Below are 21,263 nucleotides of genomic sequence, written 5' to 3' on the forward strand. Positions count from 1 at the left end.
AGCGGGCCGGACGCTGACCGGAGCTGAGCCCGCGTAATCCGCGAGGTGTCCGGGCCGGCGAAGGCGCTGCAGACCGCTGAACGTCGAGATCCGCACGCCACGCCCTGGTGTCCTGAGTCTTCGATTCGTTTGCGGTCTGTGGCGGGGGTGGCAACGCTCTGGCCACGGGGCACGAAGTTGCGCGGAAACCGGCGATGTCGCACCATCCTGCGGCTTCAGCCGTCAAGCATGGGCCAATCACGTCTGGCCAGGACACACATGTTCTGCGCTCAGACACGATTACCCGGATTTGACGAACTGCACCGCATAAAGTCGCTGCCTTCCGGTGCTCAGCGCAACATATAGCCTCGCAACCTCGCGGCCGTCAGCGTCCCGCATCGGAGAATGACGTGGGTCCGGCCACAACGACCCGCCACGGCCCGACGGCCGGACCAAAACCGCACGAGATCCTCGCCACTTCCCCGGCCGGTCCCGGGCAGCCCCGGCCGGTCCCGGGCAGCCCCGGCCGGTCCCGGGCAGCCCCGGCCGGTCCCGGGCAGCCTCGGGCAGCCGCGGACGGGGGTGCGGCGGGGAGACGCGCGCGGCGAGCCCGCCCCGATCCAGTGGTCCCGCCGCGACGACATCGAGCCGGCCGGGATCGAGCCGGCCGGGATCGGTCCGGCCGGGATCGGTCCTGCCGGTCAGGCGACGGTGCGGGACCACTGCTGGTTGGTGCCGGTGCCACAGGTGTACTGCTGGATGTCGGCGCCGTCGGCGGTGTTGGCGCTGACGACGTCGAGGCATTTGCCGCTGTGGCGGGCGACGAGCTGGAAGTAGCTGCCGGTGGCGCGCCAGGACCATTGCTGGTTGGTGCCGGTGCCGCAGGTGTACTGGATGATGTTGGCGCCGTCGGTGGTGGCGGCGGAGGAGACGTCGAGGCACTTGCCGCTGTTCTGGTTGATGATTCTGACGTAGCCGCCGCCGGTCTCCTGGAATTCCCAGCGCTGGTTCGTGCCGCTGTTCCAGGTGTACTGCTTGACCTCGGCGTTGTCGGCGGTGGAGGCGCTCACCGTGTCCATGACCTTGCCGCTGTTGCGGTTCGTGACCCGGTAGCGGACGGGGGCGTTGCCGGTGATCGTGCCGGTGGCCGTGTCGATCGTGATCGTGGGGTACCAGGTCAGGCTCATGGTGGTCGCGGTCGGGAACGTGATGGGCAGCCAGACGTACTGCGAGTCGTTGACCGGGCCGCTCCAGGCGCCCGCCCAGCGGTCACCGAGATACAGGTACGACGTCCCCGCGGTGCCCTGGACCGGTTGCACGTACGCGGGTTGCGAGCCGAACGTCGTACCGTCGCCCACGTTCGTCATGGCGGTCCACGGGCCGGCGATGTTCGACGCGGTGGCGTACCGGGCCTGGTTGGGGTTCCAGCCGGACGTGCCCGAGGTCAGCAGGAAGTAGGTGCTGCCCCGTTTGAACAGCGCGGGGGCTTCGCGGGAGTTGTCGTTCCAGAAGTTGCCGACGAGGGTCTGCACGTTGAGATAGTCGGCGGTGAGCCGGTAGATGTGCAGGTCGCGGTTCTCGTCCGCGGCCGAGATCATGTAGGCCGCGCCGGCGCCGTCGTCGTAGAGGGTGATGTCGCGCGACATGTACGAGCCGAGCGGCCGGAAACTGCCCCGGTAGCTGTAGTCACCGTCCACGGTCGACGACGTGGCGACGGCCGCTCGCGCCTCGGCGTAGTCGGTGGCGTTCTCCTTGTGCATCCACATCACGAACGTGCCGGTGGACGCGTTGTAGATGACCTTGGGTCGCTCGATCTTGGCGTTCTGCAGCTCGGTGGCCGACGTGCGGGTGAGCACGTCGTGCCGGAATTCCCAGGTGCGCAGGTCGGTGGAGCGGTAGACGGAGACCGCCCGGAACGTGTCGTCGGCGTTGCGGTTCTCGCCGAACCAGTAGTAGTAGCTTCCCACCTTGAGGATGCCGCCGCCATGGGCGTGCACGGCCGCGCCGCTCGTGTCGGCGAACTGGGTGCCGTTCGTGATCGTGACCGCGGCGGCCTGCGCGGGACTGGGGATCATCAAGATCGCGGCCACCAGGGCCAGGATTCGTAACATGCCTGACACTCAACCGGTTCATCCCCGACATTGCAATAGATGTAAGTCGATATGTGCGCGTCCTGCACACGGCCGTGCGGAATAGTCAAGAATGAAATTCGGATTCGAGGACACGGGCGACCCTGATACCGCAAGCGGCTGAGATATCGATCTCGTCGATTACCATTCGCGACCCCTTTCGTAGCTATTCTTGGCGGCGATATCCGCCGAGTCTTGCGAGGTCACGCAGCATGAGGTCACGCACCGCCGAATCCGCGATCGCCGAGGAACAGTCGTTTCTCGACACGGCCCTGGACCGTCGCGACCGGCTTGCCGGGCACCTGCGCACCGAGCTCGAGGTGGCCGCGGAGGACGCCCTCGACCGCAGCCGCCAGCGCATGCTCACCCGGCAGTACGACGAGCTGCGCCGGGCCCGCGACGGCCTGATCTTCGGGCGCCTCGACGGTCTCGACGGCACGGTGCGCCACATCGGCCGCATCGGACTCCGCGACCAGCGTGAGGACGCCGACCCGCTCGTGCTGGACTGGCGCGCCCCGGCGGCCCGGCCGTTCTACACCGCGACCCCGCTCGACCCGCAGGGCCAGGCCCGGCGAAGACACATCAGGACGTCCGGCTCGGTGGTCACCGGTGTGGACGACGAACCGCTGGACGGGAAAGGAGACGGCAGCCTTGTCGGCGAGGGTGCCCTGCTGGCGGCGCTGGGCGAACGGCGTACCGGCAGGATGTCCACGGCGATCTCCACCCTGCAGCGTGAGCAGGACGACATCATCCGGGCCGGGGTGACCGGGCCGCTGATCGTGCAGGGTGGCCCCGGCACCGGCAAGACGGTCGTCGCGCTGCACCGCGTGGCCTATCTGCTGTTCACCCATCGCCACCTGGCGGAGCGGGCGGTCCTGGTGCTCGGCCCGTCGCCGCGGTTCCTGGAATACATCGCCCAGGTCCTGCCCGCGCTCGGCGAGACCGCCGTCGTGTCCGCGACCTGCGACACGCTGCTGCCCGGGGTCACCGTCGCCCGCGGCGAGGACCGGCGGATCTCCGAGATCAAAGGCCGTGCGCTGTGGCAGCACACCCTCGAACGCTACGTCGGCTCGCTGCTCCCACGACCGCGCAACCTGGAGCTGCGCTGGGAGGGCGACGCGTACGTCATCCCGGCCGGAGCGGTGGCGCAGGCGCTCGCCTCGGCGACGCAGGGACGCGCGTACCACCAGGCCCGTGCCGTTTTTGCCACCCAGCTCCACCACCTCCTGGCCGATGCCGTCGCCGAGCAGCGCGAGTCCCTGCTCGAGTCGATGGAGGAGGGTTTCGAGGACATCCTCGCCCGGTTCACCGGCCCCGATTCTCCCGCCGGGCCGTCCGCCAGCGACGTCGACGGCCTGCTCTCCGAGGACGAGCTGGAGGAGCTGCGCGAACGCATCGCCACCCACCCCACGATCGCCCGGTTCATCGCCTCGATCTGGCCGGTCCGGGACCCCGCGGCGACGTTGCGCTCCCTGCTGCACGATCAAGACCTCCTTCATCGGTACGCCCCGGAGCTGACCGATGACGAGAAGGCGCTCGTGGCAGCGGAGCCCGGACCCTGGGCGCCGAGCGACATTCCCCTGCTCGACGCCGTGGCGGAACTCCTCGGCGAGGAGTCCCCGCAACTGCAGGGCGAGTTCATGGCCGACCAGGCCCGCAATCGGCGCGACTGGGTCTACGGCCACGTCGTGATCGACGAGGCGCAGGAGCTCTCCGACATGCAGTGGCAGATGGTCCTGCGCCGCTGCCCCGGCCGCTCGATCACCGCCGTCGGCGACATCGACCAGGCCGAGGCGTCGCACCGGCACACCAGCTGGGCGCAGGCCGTGCAGGCAACGCTCGGCGACCGCTGGACCCCGGCGGAGCTGACCATCTGCTACCGGACCCCGCGCGAGGTCATGGAGCTCACCGGCCCGGTCCTCGCGAAGGCCGGCAGCCACAACACCCCGCCGCGCGCCGTCCGCTCCTCCGGCATCACCCCGTGGGAGCACACCGTCGCGCCGGACGAGCTCATCGGCGCCGCCGCCCAGGCGGTCCGGGAGCTGCAGGAGCGGTGGGCGGGTGGCACGGTGGGGGTTGTCGCCTCCGTGGCGCGCGCTGAGGAGTTGCGGGCCGCGCTGGGTGGCGTACCCGTGCTGACTGCGACCGAGGCCAAAGGCCTGGAGTGGGACGCCACGCTGGTGATCGACCCGACGGGCATCGCGGCCGAACCCCGCGGCTGGAACGGTCTCTATGTGGCCCTCACCCGCTGCACCCAGGAAGTGGGACAATTGCACCTGCTCCGAGGCTTGCGTTCAAGCGCTTGAACCCTGCCACGCTGCCGGTATGACACTTCCGCAGCATGGATCATCACCGGGCCGACCGCCGGCATCGGCCGCCGGACCGCCCTCGAACTCGCCGCCCACGGCACCGTGGTGCTGGTCGGCCGCAACCGCGCCAAACTCGACGACGTCGCCCAGGAGATCCGGGCGCGGGGCGGGCACGCCGTCCCGGTGGTCGCCGACCTGTCCGACGTCACCAGCGCGCGCCGGGCGGCCGAGGAGATCGCCGCGCTCGGGTTGCCGCTCGCCGGTCTGGTCAACAACGCGGGAATCATGGCGATGCGCCCGTTCACGTCCGCGCAGGGCTGGGACGGCGTGTTCGCCACCGACCACCTCGGGCCGTTCGCGCTGACCGAGGCCCTGATCCCGCACCTGAGCGACGGCGCGAACGTTGTGTTCGTCGTCTCCGCCGTCGAGGACCCCGAGCGTAGACCCGCCGTCACCGCCGGGTTCCGGGGCTCCCGCTACATCTCGGCCGAGGCGAGCGCCCGCGGCGAGTGGCTGCCCGGCGGGTCGAAACTTCCCGGCGGGGACGCGTACGCCACGTCCAAGCAGGGCAATCTCGCCACCGTTCTCGCGTTCGCCCGCGAGACCCCGCGGCTGCGCTTCAACGCCGTCGAACCCGGCTTCAGCCCCGGCTCCGACCTGGGCCGCGACGCGAACATCGCCCTGCGCGCCCTGTCGAAGTACGTCCTGTCGCCGATCGCCCCGATGATCAAGTACTGGAGCAACCCGAAGTCCGCCGGCCGTGTGATCACCACGGTGCTGACCGACCCGGCGACCGGCACCGGCGGCTACTACGACGAGAACGGCCGGCCGATGCGCGGTTCCACCCAGGTGAGTGACCCCGCGTTCCAGGATCGCTACGTCGCCGAGACCCGTGCCCTGCTCAACGGGGTCGGCTGAAAAACTGTCGTACCCCGTCGCTACCTTCTCACCCATCGATCCGCTGGATGGAAGGTGACCCATGCCCGCCGACACCACGTACCTCGAGCTCTCCGAGGACAACGGCAGTGCCCACAAGTTCTACGAGGTGACGGTCGACGGCACCGACCTCACCATCCGATATGGGCGCATCGGCGACCGCGGCCAGACCAGCCAGAAGTCCTTCACCACCACCGACAAGGCCAAGGCCGAGGCGGCCAGGAAGATCGGGGAGAAGGTCCGCAAGGGGTACGCCACAGCCCAGCCCGGCGGCCGGCAGAAACGCTCGGTGTCCCGGCGCCAGATCGTCAGCACCCGCTCGTCGGCCACCCGCGCACCGGTGCTGTGGCGCTACTCGTCGGGCAGCCCCGCGTTCGGCATCTTCGTCGACGACGACGTGTGCATGGTCGGCAACGAGAGCGGCCTGATCACCACGCTCAGCCACGGAGCCGAGGTGCTGCAGCAGTTCCGGCTCCCCGAGGGCGTCAAGTGCATCGTCGCCGACGACGGCTGGATCTACGCCGGCTGCGACGACGGCAACGTCTACGACCTGTCCGGCAAGGTGCCCCGCCTGGCCTACCGCATCGCCCCCGAGATCGACATCTACTGGCTCGACATCCACGACGGCGTCCTCGGCGTCTCGGACGCCGGCGGCGGCATCTCCGCTATCGACCACGAGGACGAGTTCCTCTGGCAGCGCCCCGGCCGCGGCCAGTCGGCGTGGATGGTCCGCTGCGACACCAACGCCATCCACCACGGCCACACTCAGGGCGTGACCAGCTACGACTGGCGCACCGGCCGCGAGCTCTGGCACACGAAGACCGGCTCTGTCCTCTTCGGCTGGCAGGAGCGCGACACCGTCTACGCCGGCACCGCCAACCGGCAGGTCGTCGAGCTCGGCAAGGACGGCACCCACCACCAGACCTACCACTGCGACGCCGCGGTCTACTCCTGCGCCACCGCCGAGGACGGCCGCTACGTCTTCGCCGGCGACAGCGCCTCCTCCATCTACTGCTTCGCCGCCGACGGCACCCGCCTCTGGAAACTCGCCACCGGCTGCGGCTCCGCCTTCTCCATGCAGTACCGCAACGACCGCCTCTACATCGTCACCACCGACGGCTCCCTCGCCTGCATCGACGCCAGCGAAACGGCAATCCAGTCCGCGGTCGCCGGCACGATCCCCCAAGCGGTCGACGTCAAAGCCCCACCCCGCATGCCCGCCGTCATCCCCTCCACCACCGTCGAAATCGTCCACGACCCCTCCGGCGGCGTCGTCGTCGAATGCATCGAAGAGAGCGGCCGCCTCCGAGTCCGCGTCATCTCCTCCGGCTACCACCACGACTGGCAGGTCCAATTCCCCAAGGGCATCCGCGAACAGGGCAGCCGCTACGTCCTCACCGGCGTCCGCGAAGCCGGCCGAGGCGGCTTCTACCGCGCCTACGGCGAAATCCGCCGCCTGGTCTGACCCAGCTCTGTTGCACACCTAACAGTCGAGGAGAGGTTCGCGGGTCGCCCGGCCCGCCAATCTTCGGGCCGTCCGACCGGCCGGGCCGCTGAGTGGGTGTTTAGAGGGCTGCAGCTCGGGCTTGTTGCAGGGTGCGGCGTTGCTGTCGGGCGGCGGGCTTGCCGCGGGCGATGCGGCGCAGCATCTGGTTGATCGCGGCCCAGCGGATCAGTTCCTCGGAGACGTCCGGGTCTCGTTCGTAGTCGCGGGCCAGCCGACGGTGGGCGGTCAGCCAGGCCGGCGTCCGTTCGACGACCCATCGTTTGCGGTGGACGACGAACCCGCGCTGCTCGGGCGGCTTGCGCACGATGTCGATCACCATGCTCAAGGTGCGGGCGGCCCAGTCGAGCAGCCGGCCGCCGAAGCCTTGATCAGCGAACACGAGCCGGATCGGGGTGCAGAGATAGACGCTCAGCAACGCCGTTCTGGCGCCGTCACGGTCCTGCCACGACGCGGCCAGGACGGTGACGCTGACCAGCAGACCGAGAGCGTCGATGACGATGAATCGCTTACGCCCGTTGATTTTCTTATCCGCGTCGTAGCCGCGGGTGCCGCGGCTGACGGTGTCGGCGGCCTTGACCGATTGCGAATCGATGACCCCGGCCGAGGGCTCGGCGTCACGGCCCTCGGCCCAGCGGATCTGCTCGCGCAGTTCGCCAAGGATCCGTTCGGTGACGCCGCGTTCCTTCCACCGCTTGAACCACCCGTAGACGGTCTGCCAGGGCGGGAAGTCCACCGGCAACTGCCGCCAGGAACACCCGGACCTGGCTCGTCAGTCAGGTCCGACGGGTACACGCGTTGACGACCCACCCGCCGCCCATCCCGCAGCCCTGAAGATCACCGCGGACACGCCGTCCGACACCCCTCAGAAACACACACCGAGACCGGGAGCCTTCAGCCGGTCAACCCCCGGCTCGCCCGGCCCGCCTGCCCTCGGGCCGTCCGACCCGGGGTCAGGTGTTGCGACGACCGTCAGAACCATCGCAAGCGCAGCCGGCGGGTCCAGCTCTACGGCCGATCGCGGCGCCGCAGCGACCCGTCCCGGCCTTTATCTGGCCGATGACAAGCAGATCATCGTCACCGACGAGCACCGGGTCACCAGCTCAATCCCAACGATCGCCGCCCTGCTAAACCGGGCGTCACCCACGATCACCACGTCCAGACATCCGCTCCTGCCGACGACAACAAGACGGCCAACGAACTCGTGGCGCGGTGAGCACGAGGATCGCCTCCCGGGATCCATCCGCCACCACTTCATGGCTATCCGAATACTCGCTATCTGCCATTCGAATTTGTGTGATCCCCCTCAACCCGACAATGGCACACCCGCCCTTCCGATCATGAAAGCCTCTGAGAACAATAAAGGAATGAAATACGCTCAGCTGGAGATTTTCACGACCGTTGAACTGGCGTGGATGCGTGACCCGACACGGCGCCGGAACTACTCTGCGGCAACCGAAGAGTTCCGGCGCGAGCACAAGGTTCGGCGGGCTTTCGGAAAAGCTCTCGGCCACACCACCCGCTTGCGGCGCGACTCTCCCGAAGCCCGGACACCGGACGGCAAACTGATCTGGATCGAGGCCGCACGAGCATTGTTCCGTGAGGCGAACACCCACCGGGCACAGGCCGCCGCTGACCATGAGCGTGACCGCAGGCGCGCCGCCGGTGACCTGTTCGACTGGGGCCGGTTCACCAACCGCTGGCTGGTGAAGTACGCCGCCGCCTACTGACCCACGAACACCGGACTCTGCGTCACACCCGGGGCTCGACACGACAACCAACACGCGCACGTGAAAGCACTCAACCAAAGGCGGCGGCCAGCTCCGAGCGTTGCCGGCCGGTGCTGCGATAGGTCAGTCCACGATCGGTGGCGAGCCCGGCGGGAACGGACGCGACATGGGCGACGTGATGGCTCTACGCGTACGAGCCGGACGCAGGCAGGCATTCCTGCGTAACGGAGGAAATTCTGCGCGTCTTCTTCGCGAGGCCCGCCCATGCCCCGTACTTCGCCTCGGCAATGGCAGCAACCCTGCGGCGATCGAGCAACAAACCAATCTTCGACCACTATTCCGGCGGCACGCTCTCATGGCCGGGCTGCGGTCGTACCACCAGTAGATATGTAGCCGCGAACCGCGTGTCGGTGTATTGGGGTTCGGGCGACGGCGCCGCACCTGCTGTTCCGCGTCCGGCGTGCGCCGATCCGTTGCGGGGAGGGGCGACTAACGCCGAGCGCGACGATAAGTACCGGCCGGGCGACCACGGATGCTGGCAGGATCGGTGGCTATGAAATCTCAACAGTTCGTCGCCAGGGTTATCGCCGGGTCCGGCGGCAAGCTACTGGTGCCCGTCCCGTTCGACCCCGACTCGGTTTGGGGGACCAAACCGCGCCACCACGTTGCCGGCACCGTCAACGGCGCCCGTGTGCGGGCGGTCCTGGAAACGGCTGGCGACGGCTTCGGGTTCACCCTCGGCCCGAAATCACCGGGTGCTGGCGAACTGGCCGTCGGTACCGCGGTCACGGTGGAGATCGCACCGGAAGGCCCGCAACGTGACGACCTCGCCGACGATGTCGCCGCGGCCTTGGCAGCCGATCCCGATGCCGGGGCGTTTTTCGACTCACTCGCGCAGTTCTACCGCCGGGCCTATCTACGCTGGATCGACGCAACCAAGCGCCGGCCCGAACAGCGCGCTGAACGCATCGCCGAAATGGTGGAAATACTCAAGGCCGGGATCAAGGCCCGCCGTTGAAATCTACAGACGGGGAAGCGCCTCCCCAGGCCCTGGCCCGCGCCTCTCATCGAGCCAGAGCAAATAGCCACGTAAGTACGCCTCCAGGCCGTCATCGAGGTAAGCGACGAAGTCCCGATGACCTTGGGCTGCGTCGTGATAGTGGCCCGAGTATCGAAGGCCGGCGTTGTAGCCCCAATGCGGATGGGTGTCCGCTCCCCAGTCGGCGGCTATCGCCACCGCCCACTCCCGCACGCGGCCTCGGTCTCGCCACCAGCCACGCACAGCGTCGACGGTCCGATGGTCGTCGCCATCCCAGTTGTAGCCGCTGTAAAACTCGGCCCGGCAGCCGTCCATCACGGCTCGGGTCTCGTGCTCGTTCAGCGGCTGCCGGTAGATGAATTCGAACCCGAACCCGCCGCCAAGGTCGTCGTCATAGCAGATGTGCTCGGGCGCACCCAGGCGTCCGATTGCCAAACTGTCGGTCTCGCCGGCGTAGAACGGCCCTGGAACGTTACGCCAGTTCCGCTGGTCCCAGCGCCCAGCGAAGATCTGCCCGGCGGACACGTCGAGGGTTTCCACCAACCTCCGGGCCGTGGGCAGCGGGTCCCAGTAGCCGATCATGGCGCTATTGTGCCGGACGCGGTGTCCTGCCCGGTTGACCGGAAGCACCGACACCCGGGACTGCCGCAGACGTACGGATCTGCCGCGGTCCGGGCGCTCGCGGCTGCGCCGCCGCAGTCATCGGCAGTGTCTGGCGCGCTTGGGCGCGGGCTGCCCAGATCAGGCGTGCTGGCCCGCAGCCGGAACGGGGATCTGTTCCTCGTGGGCCGAACACCGAGCGGAGGCAGCAGCACGCCGCCTGGACCCGGACGCTGCCCGCCTCCGTGGTGACCGATGTGTCACTCGACCCGGGAGTCTGGTCGTATCTCGAGGATCACCAGGTGAAGCTGACCCGTTCGTTACGCCTGACCGATGGACCGCCGAGGCTGAAGGCGGCCCCACCGGCAAGCCAGAGCAACCGGCGCGGGCCCTGGCCGGGACGAGCGCACCCGGCAGGCTCTCGCCGAGAAACGGCACTGGTCGCCTACAGTCGCAGCCCGGCCGGCAGGCAAGCCGTCGGCCGCGACCCCGCACTCAGCCGGTCGTGGCTACGTATCCTGGTCACGAGCCTGACCATATAGGTTGAGTTCCGGCTACCCGCCCTGCGCCGTCGGCGTTGACGGATGCGCGGATCTGCCGCCGAGCGTGCGCGGCGGAGCGCCTGTCAGGCACGGTTTTTGTCTTTCGCATTTATTCTGCGCTGTACGACGATGCCGATCGTGACCAGGAGAGCGCCGGCGAACATCCACGGCAGCGGACTGGGCAGGTAGCGGCAGTTCTCCTTGTCGTCGAGCCAGACCTGGCTGCACACGATCCCCGGGCCTTTACGCAGCAGGTACGCCTGGAGGAGGACCGGCAGCGCGGCTCCGACCGATGCGCCGGCGGCCTCCCGGCGTGCGGGGCGGTCGGCCAGCAACGATCCCGTCGCCAAGACCGCGATCACGGTCACCGACGGTCCGGCACCGCCACGGCTGGCTGCCTCGACGAACCAGAAGGCACCCAGGACCATCCACAAGAAAAGAACAAGACCATCCCCCGGCCGGTCGAAGGGCTCCGCATGCGAGCCGGTGTTCGCGGCCATCGTGCCCGATGATCCAGCCTCCGGTGAGGGCTCCTCCAAACCGGACCAGAACCTTCACGGTTTCTCCTTGACCCATCGTTCCCGCCTGTCGGCGGGCGCCGGACGGCGTCCGGCCTTAGCGTGCTTGTCATGGATGACATCACCGCGTTGATTCTCGAGGACCACCACCGGTTCCGGCTCGGGTTCGCCCGGCTGGATGACGCTCGAACGCCGGAGGACCTGGAGGCGATCTGGGCGCCGCTCGCGCTGCATCTCGATATCCACGCGGATGCGGAGGAGGAGATCCTCTACCCGCATCTGCTGAAGGACGCCGGTGGCGACGACGCCGAGGAGGAGACCGACGACGCCATCCGCGACCACAACAAGATCCGGGACGGGATCGAGGAGGCGGGTAGGCACCCGGTGGGTTCGGACGCCTGGTGGAAGGGCGTGTGGCAGGCGCGTACGGAGAACAGCGAGCATCTGGCCGAGGAAGAAGACGAGGTGCTTCCCGACTTCCGTAAGCACGCGAGCCGGGAACTACGTTTCGAGCTCGGGGCGCTCTGGCTGCGCTTCTTCGCGGAGCACCCGCAGGGCAAGGGCCTGTCGTTCGCCGACAAGGACCCGGCCAAGTACATCGAGGAGCACAAGTAGCAGGCGCGACCCCAGGGATCTTTCACGGGACTCAACACGCGATCCTGGTGAGCATGACCATCGCTCGGGTACAGGCAGCGTCGTACATCACCAGGACCACCCCGGCCGGCACCGAACTGCTCGTGTTCAGTTATCCGGCTCCGGCGCATTCGAGCACTCATCTGCCCGCCGGTGGGGTCGAGGCGGGGGAGCGGCCGGACGCGGCCGCCGTACGTGAAGCGGTTGAGGAGACCGGGATTGCCGGGAAGCTTGAGTTGCGTGGGATTGTCGGGTTGCAGCAGGGCACCTACAACACGGGGCTGCCGCGGATCAGTCTGTACTTCCACTTCGTCACCGATGAGCCACGCGACGCCTGGACCCACACGATGATCGGTGACGACGACGCCTGGGACACCGGGCTGGAGGTCGGCTGCCGGTTCATCGCGCTCGAGGCGGCCGGGGCGGCCTTGCGGACCGGGTGGCATGGGCAGGACGAGTTCCTCGGGCTGCTCGGTGAGTCGTTTGGGGCATCGACGGGCGGGTAATGCCCGAGCACGGTCGCAGGGGTTGCGGCGAGGCATCGGAGGAGACCATGGGCAGCGGATCCGTCACCATGACGAGGCTCAGCGACGCCGGGCGGCCCGCCGCACGGCCGGTCCGCGATGTGCGGCGCCACCGGGTCATGGACGACGTTCGCGGGCGCCGGGTCATCGACCGGGCCGGGACCGTGCTGGGCACGGTGGAGGATCTGCTGATCAACACCGAGGATCACAGGTTCCGGCTGATCAGCGTCGAGCACGGTGGCGTCATCGGCTTCGGGGCGACGCCGTCACTGATTCCGGTGGAGACCGTTGACGAGGTCACGGCGAGTGAGATCCGGATCGGGCGGTCGAGTGCGCAGGTCGCCGACGCGCCGCTCTACGACCCCAGCACGATGGACATCGCCGACTTCTGCGACGACCTGTACGGCTACTACGGCTGCCGGACGTCCCGCACCGCGGTAGCGGCCTGACCGGCGAACCGATCTGCTGGACCGCTCTGCGGTAGCGGCCTGACCTGGCGAACCGATCTGCCGGACGTCCCGCACCGCCGTCGCCGCCCGGACCGGCGGCCGGGAGATCGGCCGCCGGGAGGGCGTGGGTCAGGGTGTGGGGCCGGTGCCGAGGATGTCGTTCCACAGGGCACAGTGATGCTGCTGCGAGACCTGGCTGCCGGTCGTGATCGTGGGCGTGGGCTGCAGGGACAGCAGGCGCTGCCCGGTGCTGGTGAAGCGGGGCCACGGGGCGGTCCCCGTGACAAAATCGGACCAGGCGGTGAGCATCCGGTCGGAGAGGTCGCGCTGCTGCGCGGTCATCTGCAGCCGGTACGGCCACCCGGCACCGTCACTCATCCTGGTGAACAGGTACGGCAGCTCGTACGCGTGCGCCGCCGCGTAGTCGAAGTCCGCCGGCGACGAGGACAACCGCGGCGGGTGCGGGTCCTCGAACTGGTAGTAGAACGTGCGGGTCTGCGACGCGAGGGTGCGGGCCAGGCTGAGCTGGGTGCAGCCGCCCAGGCCGCGGGTGCCGCTGTCGGTGAGGACGGCCCCGATCGCGTACGCCGCGGGGTACGTGCCCGGGTAGCCGCTGAGCGGGTAGGCCGCCGCGATCCGGGCCGCTTTCTCCGGCCCGAACGTGACGGTGCCCGGGGCGGGTGGCCAGGCCGGTCCTTCGCTGAGCCACCGCGCGTAGTCGCCGGCGCCGTACCCGGTCGCGAACGTGGAGAAGGCGCGGCCCTCCTCGCGGTTGCTGCCGATCAGTACGTGCACCCGATGCCAGCGACCGGCGGCGATCGCGGTCCGGGGCAGTGACGGCAGCAACCGGCCGTCGATGACCGGCGCGATGTACCCGGTCTTCGCGACCAGGTCGGCGACGGGCACGGCACGCAGACACGCCGCCCGAGCCGCCAACGCCGCAGCAGAAACCCCCGCGGCCGAAACCCCCGCAGCAGAAACCCCTGCGGCAGGAACCCCCGCGGCAGGAACCCCCGCGGAGGGAGACGGCGCGCAGCCCACGGCCGCGGTGATGGCCGCGCTGCGGGAGCGGGCGGCGGACGGGCTGTCGACGTCGTGGACGCAGTCGTCCGATTCGATGACCGCGGCGCGGAACAGCCCGGCCGCGGACGGTGAGACGAGCTGCGCGCAGACCGAGCCGCCGCCCGCGGATTCGCCGCCGATCGTCACCCGGGAGGGATCACCACCGAGAGCGCGGGCGTTGTCGCGTACCCATCGAAGTGCGGCCTGTTGGTCCATCAGCCCGTAGTTGCCCGCGTGCGTGCCCAGCGCGGGGTCGGCCAGAAAGCCCAGCGCGCCCAGCCGATAGTTGATCGTGACCACCATCAGGTGGCCGGTCCGGGCGAGGGCGGCAGCGTCGTCGTCGCCCGAGCCGCTGGTGAAGCCACCGCCGTGGATCCACACGAAGACCGGCAGGCGTCCACCAGCACCGGCAGGCCGGTAGACGTTGAGGAACAGGCAGTCCTCCCGCCCGATCGTGCCCTGGGGACAGTTCGCGCCGAGCGTCGCAGCGTCGCGCACGCCTCGCCACGGCGCGACGGGTTGCGGCGCCCGCCAGCGCACGGGGGCCGCCGCGTACCGCACGCCGAGGAACTCGTCGACGGCTCCGTCGCGGGCGCCGCGGATCCAGCCCGCCGTGGTCCGTGCCACGGGTGCCACCGGCAGCGGGTGAGCCTGGAAGAAGTCCCAGATCAGCGGGGTCGCGTCGAGCACGGTGGGCGTGGCGGAGTCGTTGTTGGGCGTGGTGCTGGGCCAGGTGTGCCCCAGGTCGTCGATCTTCCAGTGCTCCAGATCAGACCCACAATCCGACCACACCTCATGGTGTACGCCCGGAGCAGGCTCAACAGTCGCAGCGTCCCCGCATGAGTTCCGCACTGCCCACGCGTCGAGCCATCGGGGGATGCTGGGCAACCCCTTCGCGGGCTCCCCGGCGTACGGAATGGTGGTGTCCCTGCCGCCGTGGAAGTCGATGATCGGCACGCCGCGGGTGGGGTCGCAGTCCCCGCCCTGCGGATAGAACGCGCCGGAGACCGGGGCGGCCGCGGCGATCCGGTCGGCGAGCCGGCACGCGAGCAGCCCGGCGAACCCGCCGCCGTTGGACTTGCCGGAGACGTAGACGCGGGCGGGGTCGACGCAGAGGTCCTGTTCGAGCCGGTCGATGAGGTCCGAGGTGAACCGGACGTCGTCGGCGCCGGACGAGTACGGCGCGCCCTGCCAGGACGGTTCTCCGTCGGTGCCGGTCGTGCCCTGGGGGTAGGCGACGATCGCGGGCAGCGCCGACATGCCGGTGAGCTGTTCCTGGTACTCGGCGGTGCGGGTGCGGCCGTGGAAGGCGAACACCAGCGGGGTGGGTGTGTCGCCGCGATAGCCCGCGGGCACGTGGAGGTTGTAGCTGCGGGTGAGGCCGGCGCTGGTCAGCGTTCGTGTCACGGTGTGGCCCGGAAGGTCTCCCGGGTCGGAGCCGCAGCCCGCGGCGGGGGTTCCGGCGGCGGCGGGAGAGGGGACGACGGCGATCAGGGCCATGATCAGGACGGGGATGAGCTTCGCGGATGGCACGGCGACTCCTCGGGGACGGGGTCAGTGCATCGATGTCGGGCAATGCCCTGATCGTCGGCGTCCCGGGGCGGCCCGTCGCCGTTGCGTTCATTTCGAACATGTGAACCGCGAAACTGTCGTACCCCCTTGGAATGATGGTCCCCGTGAGACACGTGACTGACAGTGAGCGGCGGGCCCGGCTGGCGGTGCGGCATGCGCTGGCGCCGGCCTTCCGGGTGGCGTCGCCCGAGGCCGTGACCGCGGCGCTGACCGTGCTGCACGCCACCGAGCCGGCCACCGTCCATCTGTCCTGCTGGGCGCGCAGCGCGTCGGTGACGGTGGCCGACCTCGACCGGGCGCTCCACACCGATCGCAGCCTGGTGAAACAGCTGGCCATGCGGCGCACGCTGTTCGTCTTCCCGCGTGATCTGCTGCCCGCGGCCTGGGCCGGCCCGTCCGCCCGGGTCGCCGCCACCGAGCGGGCCCGGATGGCGAAGGACGCTGTGCTGGCCGGCCTCGCCGGCGACGGCCACGACTGGCTCGACCGCGCCCGCGCGGAGGTCCTCGCCGTGCTCGCGACCGAGCCGGAGGGCCGCACGGCCATCGAGCTGCGCCGCGCCGTCCCCATGATCGACGTCAAGCTCACCGGGACAACCGGTGGCCAGGCGCCCGCCGCGCGGGTGCTCACCCAGCTCGGTGCCACGGCCGACATGGTGCGCGGCGTGAACACCGGCGGCTGGCACACGTCCCGCCCTCGGTGGACGCTCATGAAGGACTGGCTCGGCGAGATCCCCGCGCCCGTGACGGCCGCGGAGGGTTACCGCGAGCTGATCCGCCGCTGGCTGTTCTCGTTCGGCCCCGGCACCGAGGATGACCTGGTCTGGTGGCTGGGCTCGACCAAAGCCGTCGTCCGGGCGGCGCTCGCCGATCTCGGCGCGGTCCCGGTCACCCTCGACCACGACGCCACCGGCTGGCTGCTCCCGGACGACCTCGACGAGGTCCCCGACCCGGGCCCGTGGGCCGCCCTGCTCCCGGTCCTCGACCCGACCGTGATGGGCTGGCAGCACCGCGACTTCTACCTCGGCCAGCACCGTGCCGCCCTCTTCGACACCAGGGGCAACGCCGGCACCACCGCCTGGGCCGACGGCCGGGCAGTCGGCTGCTGGGTCCAGGACGAATCCGGCGTCGTCGAGCTGCGCCTCCTCGAGGACGTCCCGGACGCCACCCGCCACGCCCTGGACACCGAGGCCGCCCGCCTCACGACGTGGCTCGACGGCTTCCGCGTCCCCAGCCTTTACTCGTCCCCGGCGATGAAAGCCCCTCCCCGGCTCACATCACCAGGCGCTCCTCGGTGACCAGCATCGTGCCGGCACCGCGCCGGATGAACATCGGCTCGTCGGGCTGCACGAGGTTCCGGTAGTTCGCGGACTCGAAGAACGCGTTGTGGTCGTCCCAGCCGTCGAACCAGATCTCCGTCAGCCCGTCGAACTCCGGCCCGGGATAGTGCGGCGCCGGGACGGGGTGCGACACCGTGTACTTCCTGACGTACCGCCCGGCCTCCGGGATGGAAGCGAACAGGGGTGCGTGGTGCTCCCGGTGGTACTCGACGAACTGCTCGTGGGTCATGCTCTCCACGCGCTTGACCAGGAATGCCAACTTGATCATTATCTGCTCCCGGGTTCGTGGCCGCCTGCCGCGGCGCTGCGTGGAGCTACGTTAAAACTTGACACGTATGTCAGAGGCAAGCCGCTGTGACCCAGCACATGCGCGCCGAGGGGAGCGGAATGCGGATCGGCGACCTGTCCGGCCGGACCGGCGTGAGTCAGCGATCGCTGCGCTACTACGAGCATCAGGGCCTGCTGGCGAGCGAGCGCGCCCCCAGCGGGCAGCGCCACTACACCGAGGAGCACGTCAAACGGGTGGCCCTGATCAAGGCTTTCCTGGCCGCCGGGCTGTCCACCCGCATGATCGCCGAGATGGTGCCCTGCATGGCGACGCCCAGCGTGGCCGCCGCCCACCGGTCCCTGGCGGTCATGGACGGGGAGCGTAACCGGATCTCTACCGCCATCGATGACCTCACGGCCGCCCGCCAGGCGCTCGACGCCCTGATCGACGTGAACCAGAGCTACCTGGCGGAGCACGCGAGCGATCAGCGCGACAACCGCTGACCGCGGGCCGGTGTGTCCTTTGGTCGTCCGCAAGCACGCCGAACTGGAACTGGCCGGCACCGCGGTGGCCATTTCACCCTGCCCCTCGCCGCGGACCCGCTGGCAGGTGCCGGTTCATCCACGATTCAGCTCGGCGGCCTATCGTCGTCGGCGTGGACGTCTGGTGGGTGACCGAGGCACAGGGCGCCGAGAAACGTGACGCGGGGGAGCTGCCCGAGCTGCTGGCCCGCCCGGACGGCCTGGTGTGGGTCGACATCCCGCAGTGCTGGCCCGGCGACGAGAAGGTGCTGCGCGAGGTCTTCGGCTTCCACCCGCACGCGATCCGCGACTGCGTGCACCGCAACCAGGTGCCCAAGGTCCACGCGTACGCCGACCACGTCTTCGTCGTCCTGCACGCCCCCGAGACCGGTCGCAACGGCCACGTCCACTACATCGAGCTGGACCAGTTCATCGGCGCGAACTACCTGGTCACCGTGCACGGCCCGACGAACGAGGCGGTCCCCGCGCGGGTGGCGCTGGCCGACACCGCGGGCGTGATGGCGCGCATCGCGAGCGGCCGCTACCGCCCGGCGTCCGGCTTCGACCTGTCGTACGCCGTGGTCTCCGCCCTGGCCCGCCGCCAAGAGGCCTTCGTCGAGGTGCAGACCCGCGAGGTCTGGCAGCTCGAACAGCGCGTCACCGGCGGCCACCTCGGCGACCCGGAGAAGTTCCTCGAGGAGATGTTCCGCACCCGCCACGGCCTGGTCGCGGTCCGCACGATGGCGGCGCTGAGCCGCGAGATCTACGGCCGCCTCGCCACGATCAACCGCGGCGTCCCGGAGCGGGCCCGGCCCCTGCTCGACGACACCGTCGACCAGTTCAACCGGGTCTACGCCATCGCCGACGGCCAGAAGGACTACCTCCAGGGCGTGATCGACTTCTACCGCACCCGCAGCGACACCAAGATGACCATCGCCGCGGAACGCCTCGCGGTCATCGCGGTGATCACCCTGCCCATCACGGCGCTCTCGTCGGTGTACGGCATGAACCTCATCGTGAACGACAGCACCCACCTCGGCATGCTCATCCCGGTCCTCGCGGTGATGCTGGTGATGTCGGTCGGCCTGCTCATCTGGGCGAAACGCCAGGGCTGGTGGTGATGGGGTCAAAGCCAGTACCTCTCTGACGGCCGCCGGGCGGCCTACGGTCGAGGCATGACAGATGATCTCGTCCTCAACAACGGCGTCACGATGCCCGCGCTCGGCCTCGGCGTCTTCCAGAGCCCGCCCGAGGAGACCGCCGCCGCGGTGGAAACGGCCCTGAACCTCGGTTACCGGCACATCGACACGGCCGCGGCCTACGGCAACGAGCGCGAGGTCGGCGAGGGCCTGCGCCGCGCCGGTGTCGCCCGCGACGAGGTGTTCCTCGAGACCAAGGTCTGGGTGAGCGACTTCGGCTACGACGAAACCCTGCACGCCTTCGACAAGGCGACCGGCAAGCTCGGCGTGGACCGCCTCGACCTGCTGATCCTGCACCAACCGGCCACGGACCGCTTCGACCGTACGATCGCCGCGTACCAGGCCCTCGAAAAGCTCCTCGCCGACGGCAAGGTCCGCGCCATCGGCGTCAGCAACTTCATGCGCCACCACCTCGACGACCTGCTCGCCGCCACGACCGTCGTGCCCGCGGTGAACCAGATCGAGCTCCACCCGTACTTCACCCAGCCCGACGTCCAGAAGGCCGACGCCGAGCACGGCATCCTCACCCAGGCCTGGTCCCCGATCGGCGGCATCACGTTCTACCCGGGCTGGGGCGAGGAGCGCAAGAACGTCCTCCAGGACCAGGTCATCGCGGAGATCGCCAAGTCCCACGACAAGACCCCGGCCCAGGTCATGCTCCGCTGGCACCTCCAGGAGGGCCGCTCGGCCATCCCCAAGTCCACCAACCCGGGCCGCATCGCCGAGAACTTCGCCGTCTTCGACTTCGACCTCACCACCGAGCAACTGTCGGCGATCAACGCCCTCGACCGCGGCATCCGCAACGGCCCGGACCCCGACGTCCCCCGCACGGAGATGTTCGACCGCGTCATCCCCGAGGCCTGATCCAGGCGCACCGTTCCACCGCCGGCCGGGAGCCGTGGCGCTCGGGCGGTGGTGGGCAGCGGGCGGGTAGCTTGGCGGTGTGGCTGCGGATGGCACTGAGGCGTACCCGGGCGTGGAAGACCGCATCGTCGCCGAGTTCGGCGACGGTTACGACGTGAGTGTGATCGCCTCGCGCTACGGCCTCACCGTCGACCAGGTTTACGCCGTGGTCCATCGCGAGGTCGGCCACGCCGACCAGCCCTACCCGCCCCCGGAATACCCGCCCCCGACCGACCCCTGGCCCGCGACCCCACCACCCGACTACAACACGCCCACGTACGCTCCGCCGTCCTACGGCCCGTCTGGCTACAGCCCGTCTGTCTACAGCCCGTCTGCCTACGGCCCGCAGGGCTATGCCGGGCCTGAGCATGGGTATGAGCCGCCGCAAGGCCTCCCGGACGATGTCATCGTGGCCGACTACGGCGCAGGTCATGACGTCGAGGCCATTGCCCGCAAGCACGGCATCAGTGTCGACCGGGTCTACGAGATCGTGCAGCGAGTCCTCGGTGACAACCCATAGGGCGTCAGACCGAAAACTGGTGCCACCAATCTCTACCGGCTGACCAGGATCTGGACCGAGTCGAGGTCGCGGTGGGTGGCGTGGAGGGTGGCGATCTCTGCCAGGGCGTGGCGGCCGAGGGTGCGGTAGGCGTCGACGAGCAGGGACAGGCCCTGGTCGCGGTGGGTGTCGGTGTCGAGCCAGTGGAGTTCGGCGCCGATGGCGAGGGCGAGGGCGGGTTTGCCGGCGGCGAGGGCGCGTTCGGCGTCGGCTAGCCAGCGGGCGGCTTCGGCAGGGTCGGTGCGGAAGGCCGTGAGGCGGTCGCGCGATCGGGCCAGGCGGGGGTTGCCGGTGCGGGGTGGGAGGGTGGGGAAGGGCGCGATCGCACCGTACGGCCGGGAGCGCGGCGGTTCCCACCCGTCGGCCTGCAGCGCGGCGGCGTCGGCGTCGGCGAACCAGGCCAGTGCGGGGAGCAGCGGGCCGTATCCGGAGTCGTCGCCGTAGTCGGCGATGGCCGAGTCGATGCGGGCGCGCAGGACTCCCAGCAGGGTGGGGGACTTCTCCACCCAGGTCTCCGCGGAGTCGCGGGCGTAGTTGACGGTGATCATGGCCGGTAGCTCGGCGGGGTCGTCGTACCAGAGGCCGAAGTGTTCGCCGTCGGAGTTGCCGGACAGGACGGTGACGAATTCGGCCGGGTCACGGCGGTAGCGGGCGTGGAGGCGTTCGTCGAGGCCGTCGAGGCCGGACAGCTGCAGGCCGTTGTCGGCGAAGTAGTCCGTGATGCCCCAGGGGCCGAGCATCAGGTCGCTCAGCGCGGAACGTTCCTCGCCGGCGGCGCTGGCCCAGAACGCGGAGAACACGGCGAGGTGGCGGGGGAGCCGCAAGCCGTAGACCCGGGATACCCGTTCCTCGACCGCGGGGAACCGTTCCAGGGCTGTGGCCAGGGCCGCCGTACGCCGATCATCATCCTGCACCGCAGCAGGGTAACCATGAAGCGGAGCCGGGCAGCG

19 protein-coding genes and 1 pseudogene are annotated in these 21,263 nt (G+C 69.6%); 13 read left to right on the forward strand and 7 right to left on the reverse strand.

The features are described from left to right. Positions 1-680: 680 nt before the first annotated feature. Positions 681-2,090 carry an RICIN domain-containing protein gene (locus tag Aco04nite_RS34025; RefSeq protein ID WP_213001346.1) on the reverse strand — a complete coding sequence of 470 codons (1,410 nt, stop codon included), beginning with the start codon at positions 2,088-2,090 and terminating at the stop codon, positions 681-683. Positions 2,091-2,320: 230 nt separating this feature from the next. On the opposite strand from Aco04nite_RS34025, the gene Aco04nite_RS34030 reads away from it, so the two are divergent. The 3 genes from Aco04nite_RS34030 (at position 2,321) to Aco04nite_RS34040 (ending at position 6,818) form a co-directional block, all read left to right on the forward strand. After that, on the forward strand, positions 2,321-4,414 hold the full coding sequence (locus Aco04nite_RS34030; protein ID WP_213001347.1) for a HelD family protein: 2,094 nt from the start codon (positions 2,321-2,323) through the stop codon (positions 4,412-4,414). A gap of 42 nt (positions 4,415-4,456) precedes the next feature. Beyond that, positions 4,457-5,335: an SDR family NAD(P)-dependent oxidoreductase gene (locus Aco04nite_RS34035; protein ID WP_280519409.1), complete on the forward strand. Its 879-nt coding sequence runs from the start codon at positions 4,457-4,459 to the stop codon at positions 5,333-5,335. A gap of 61 nt (positions 5,336-5,396) precedes the next feature. After that, positions 5,397-6,818 (forward strand): WGR domain-containing protein, encoded by a 1,422-nt coding sequence (locus tag Aco04nite_RS34040; RefSeq protein WP_213001348.1) that lies wholly within the window; start codon positions 5,397-5,399, stop codon positions 6,816-6,818. Between the two features lie 100 nt (positions 6,819-6,918). Here the strand turns inward: Aco04nite_RS34040 and Aco04nite_RS34045 are convergent. After that, a pseudogene (locus Aco04nite_RS34045) lies at positions 6,919-7,614 on the reverse strand (IS5 family transposase); the annotation flags it as partial. Positions 7,615-8,224: 610 nt separating this feature from the next. On the opposite strand from Aco04nite_RS34045, the gene Aco04nite_RS34050 reads away from it, so the two are divergent. Continuing rightward, positions 8,225-8,587: a hypothetical protein gene (locus tag Aco04nite_RS34050; protein WP_213001350.1), complete on the forward strand. Its 363-nt coding sequence runs from the start codon at positions 8,225-8,227 to the stop codon at positions 8,585-8,587. Between the two features lie 553 nt (positions 8,588-9,140). After that, entirely contained in the window at positions 9,141-9,605 is a 465-nt protein-coding gene (locus Aco04nite_RS34055) for a YdeI/OmpD-associated family protein (RefSeq protein WP_213001351.1), read from the forward strand. A gap of 3 nt (positions 9,606-9,608) precedes the next feature. Here Aco04nite_RS34055 and Aco04nite_RS34060 read toward each other — a convergent pair whose 3' ends face one another. Continuing rightward, positions 9,609-10,208, reverse strand: a complete 600-nt coding sequence (locus tag Aco04nite_RS34060; RefSeq protein WP_213001352.1) for a hypothetical protein — start codon at positions 10,206-10,208, stop codon at positions 9,609-9,611. Positions 10,209-10,851: 643 nt separating this feature from the next. Then, the gene (locus Aco04nite_RS34065) at positions 10,852-11,268 is read right to left on the reverse strand and encodes a hypothetical protein (RefSeq protein ID WP_213001353.1); all 417 of its coding nucleotides are present in this window, start codon (positions 11,266-11,268) and stop codon (positions 10,852-10,854) included. 129 nt (positions 11,269-11,397) lie between these two features. Here Aco04nite_RS34065 and Aco04nite_RS34070 point away from each other — a divergent pair, with 129 nt between their 5' ends. Genes Aco04nite_RS34070 through Aco04nite_RS34080 form a run of 3 tightly spaced genes read left to right on the forward strand, consistent with a single transcriptional unit; the run spans position 11,398 to position 12,892 of the window. Beyond that, entirely contained in the window at positions 11,398-11,901 is a 504-nt protein-coding gene (locus Aco04nite_RS34070; RefSeq protein ID WP_213001354.1) for a hemerythrin domain-containing protein, read from the forward strand. Positions 11,902-11,954: 53 nt separating this feature from the next. Next, a complete protein-coding gene (locus tag Aco04nite_RS34075) occupies positions 11,955-12,425 on the forward strand; it encodes an NUDIX domain-containing protein (protein WP_213001355.1) in 471 nt (156 codons plus the stop codon). A 47-nt stretch (positions 12,426-12,472) separates the two neighbouring features. Next, on the forward strand, positions 12,473-12,892 hold the full coding sequence (locus Aco04nite_RS34080) for a PRC-barrel domain-containing protein (RefSeq protein WP_213001356.1): 420 nt from the start codon (positions 12,473-12,475) through the stop codon (positions 12,890-12,892). A 129-nt stretch (positions 12,893-13,021) separates the two neighbouring features. Here Aco04nite_RS34080 and Aco04nite_RS34085 read toward each other — a convergent pair whose 3' ends face one another. Further along, positions 13,022-15,487 carry a carboxylesterase family protein gene (locus Aco04nite_RS34085; protein WP_213001357.1) on the reverse strand — a complete coding sequence of 822 codons (2,466 nt, stop codon included), beginning with the start codon at positions 15,485-15,487 and terminating at the stop codon, positions 13,022-13,024. Positions 15,488-15,630: 143 nt separating this feature from the next. Here Aco04nite_RS34085 and Aco04nite_RS34090 point away from each other — a divergent pair, with 143 nt between their 5' ends. Then, positions 15,631-16,821, forward strand: coding sequence for a winged helix DNA-binding domain-containing protein (locus Aco04nite_RS34090; protein ID WP_244876489.1), 1,191 nt, complete (start codon positions 15,631-15,633; stop codon positions 16,819-16,821). Here the strand turns inward: Aco04nite_RS34090 and Aco04nite_RS34095 are convergent. Beyond that, entirely contained in the window at positions 16,796-17,131 is a 336-nt protein-coding gene (locus Aco04nite_RS34095; RefSeq protein ID WP_213001358.1) for an EthD domain-containing protein, read from the reverse strand. The genes Aco04nite_RS34090 and Aco04nite_RS34095 overlap by 26 nt on opposite strands. Before the next feature lie 86 nt (positions 17,132-17,217). On the opposite strand from Aco04nite_RS34095, the gene Aco04nite_RS34100 reads away from it, so the two are divergent. From Aco04nite_RS34100 to Aco04nite_RS34115, 4 genes are all read left to right on the forward strand, one after another. Further along, positions 17,218-17,634 (forward strand): MerR family transcriptional regulator, encoded by a 417-nt coding sequence (locus tag Aco04nite_RS34100; protein WP_308161711.1) that lies wholly within the window; start codon positions 17,218-17,220, stop codon positions 17,632-17,634. Positions 17,635-17,786: 152 nt separating this feature from the next. After that, positions 17,787-18,773, forward strand: coding sequence for a magnesium transporter CorA family protein (locus Aco04nite_RS34105; RefSeq protein ID WP_244876490.1), 987 nt, complete (start codon positions 17,787-17,789; stop codon positions 18,771-18,773). A 54-nt stretch (positions 18,774-18,827) separates the two neighbouring features. After that, on the forward strand, positions 18,828-19,715 hold the full coding sequence (locus Aco04nite_RS34110; protein WP_213001359.1) for an aldo/keto reductase: 888 nt from the start codon (positions 18,828-18,830) through the stop codon (positions 19,713-19,715). A 79-nt stretch (positions 19,716-19,794) separates the two neighbouring features. Further along, positions 19,795-20,274: a helix-turn-helix domain-containing protein gene (locus Aco04nite_RS34115; RefSeq protein ID WP_213001360.1), complete on the forward strand. Its 480-nt coding sequence runs from the start codon at positions 19,795-19,797 to the stop codon at positions 20,272-20,274. A 32-nt stretch (positions 20,275-20,306) separates the two neighbouring features. Here Aco04nite_RS34115 and Aco04nite_RS34120 read toward each other — a convergent pair whose 3' ends face one another. After that, complete coding sequence (locus Aco04nite_RS34120; RefSeq protein WP_213001361.1) at positions 20,307-21,227, reverse strand: ADP-ribosylation family protein; 921 nt, start codon at positions 21,225-21,227, stop codon at positions 20,307-20,309. Positions 21,228-21,263: the final 36 nt, after the last annotated feature.

It is taken from the genome of Winogradskya consettensis, from assembly GCF_018332715.1.
GTDB classification, from domain to species: Bacteria; Actinomycetota; Actinomycetes; order Mycobacteriales; family Micromonosporaceae; genus Actinoplanes; species Actinoplanes consettensis.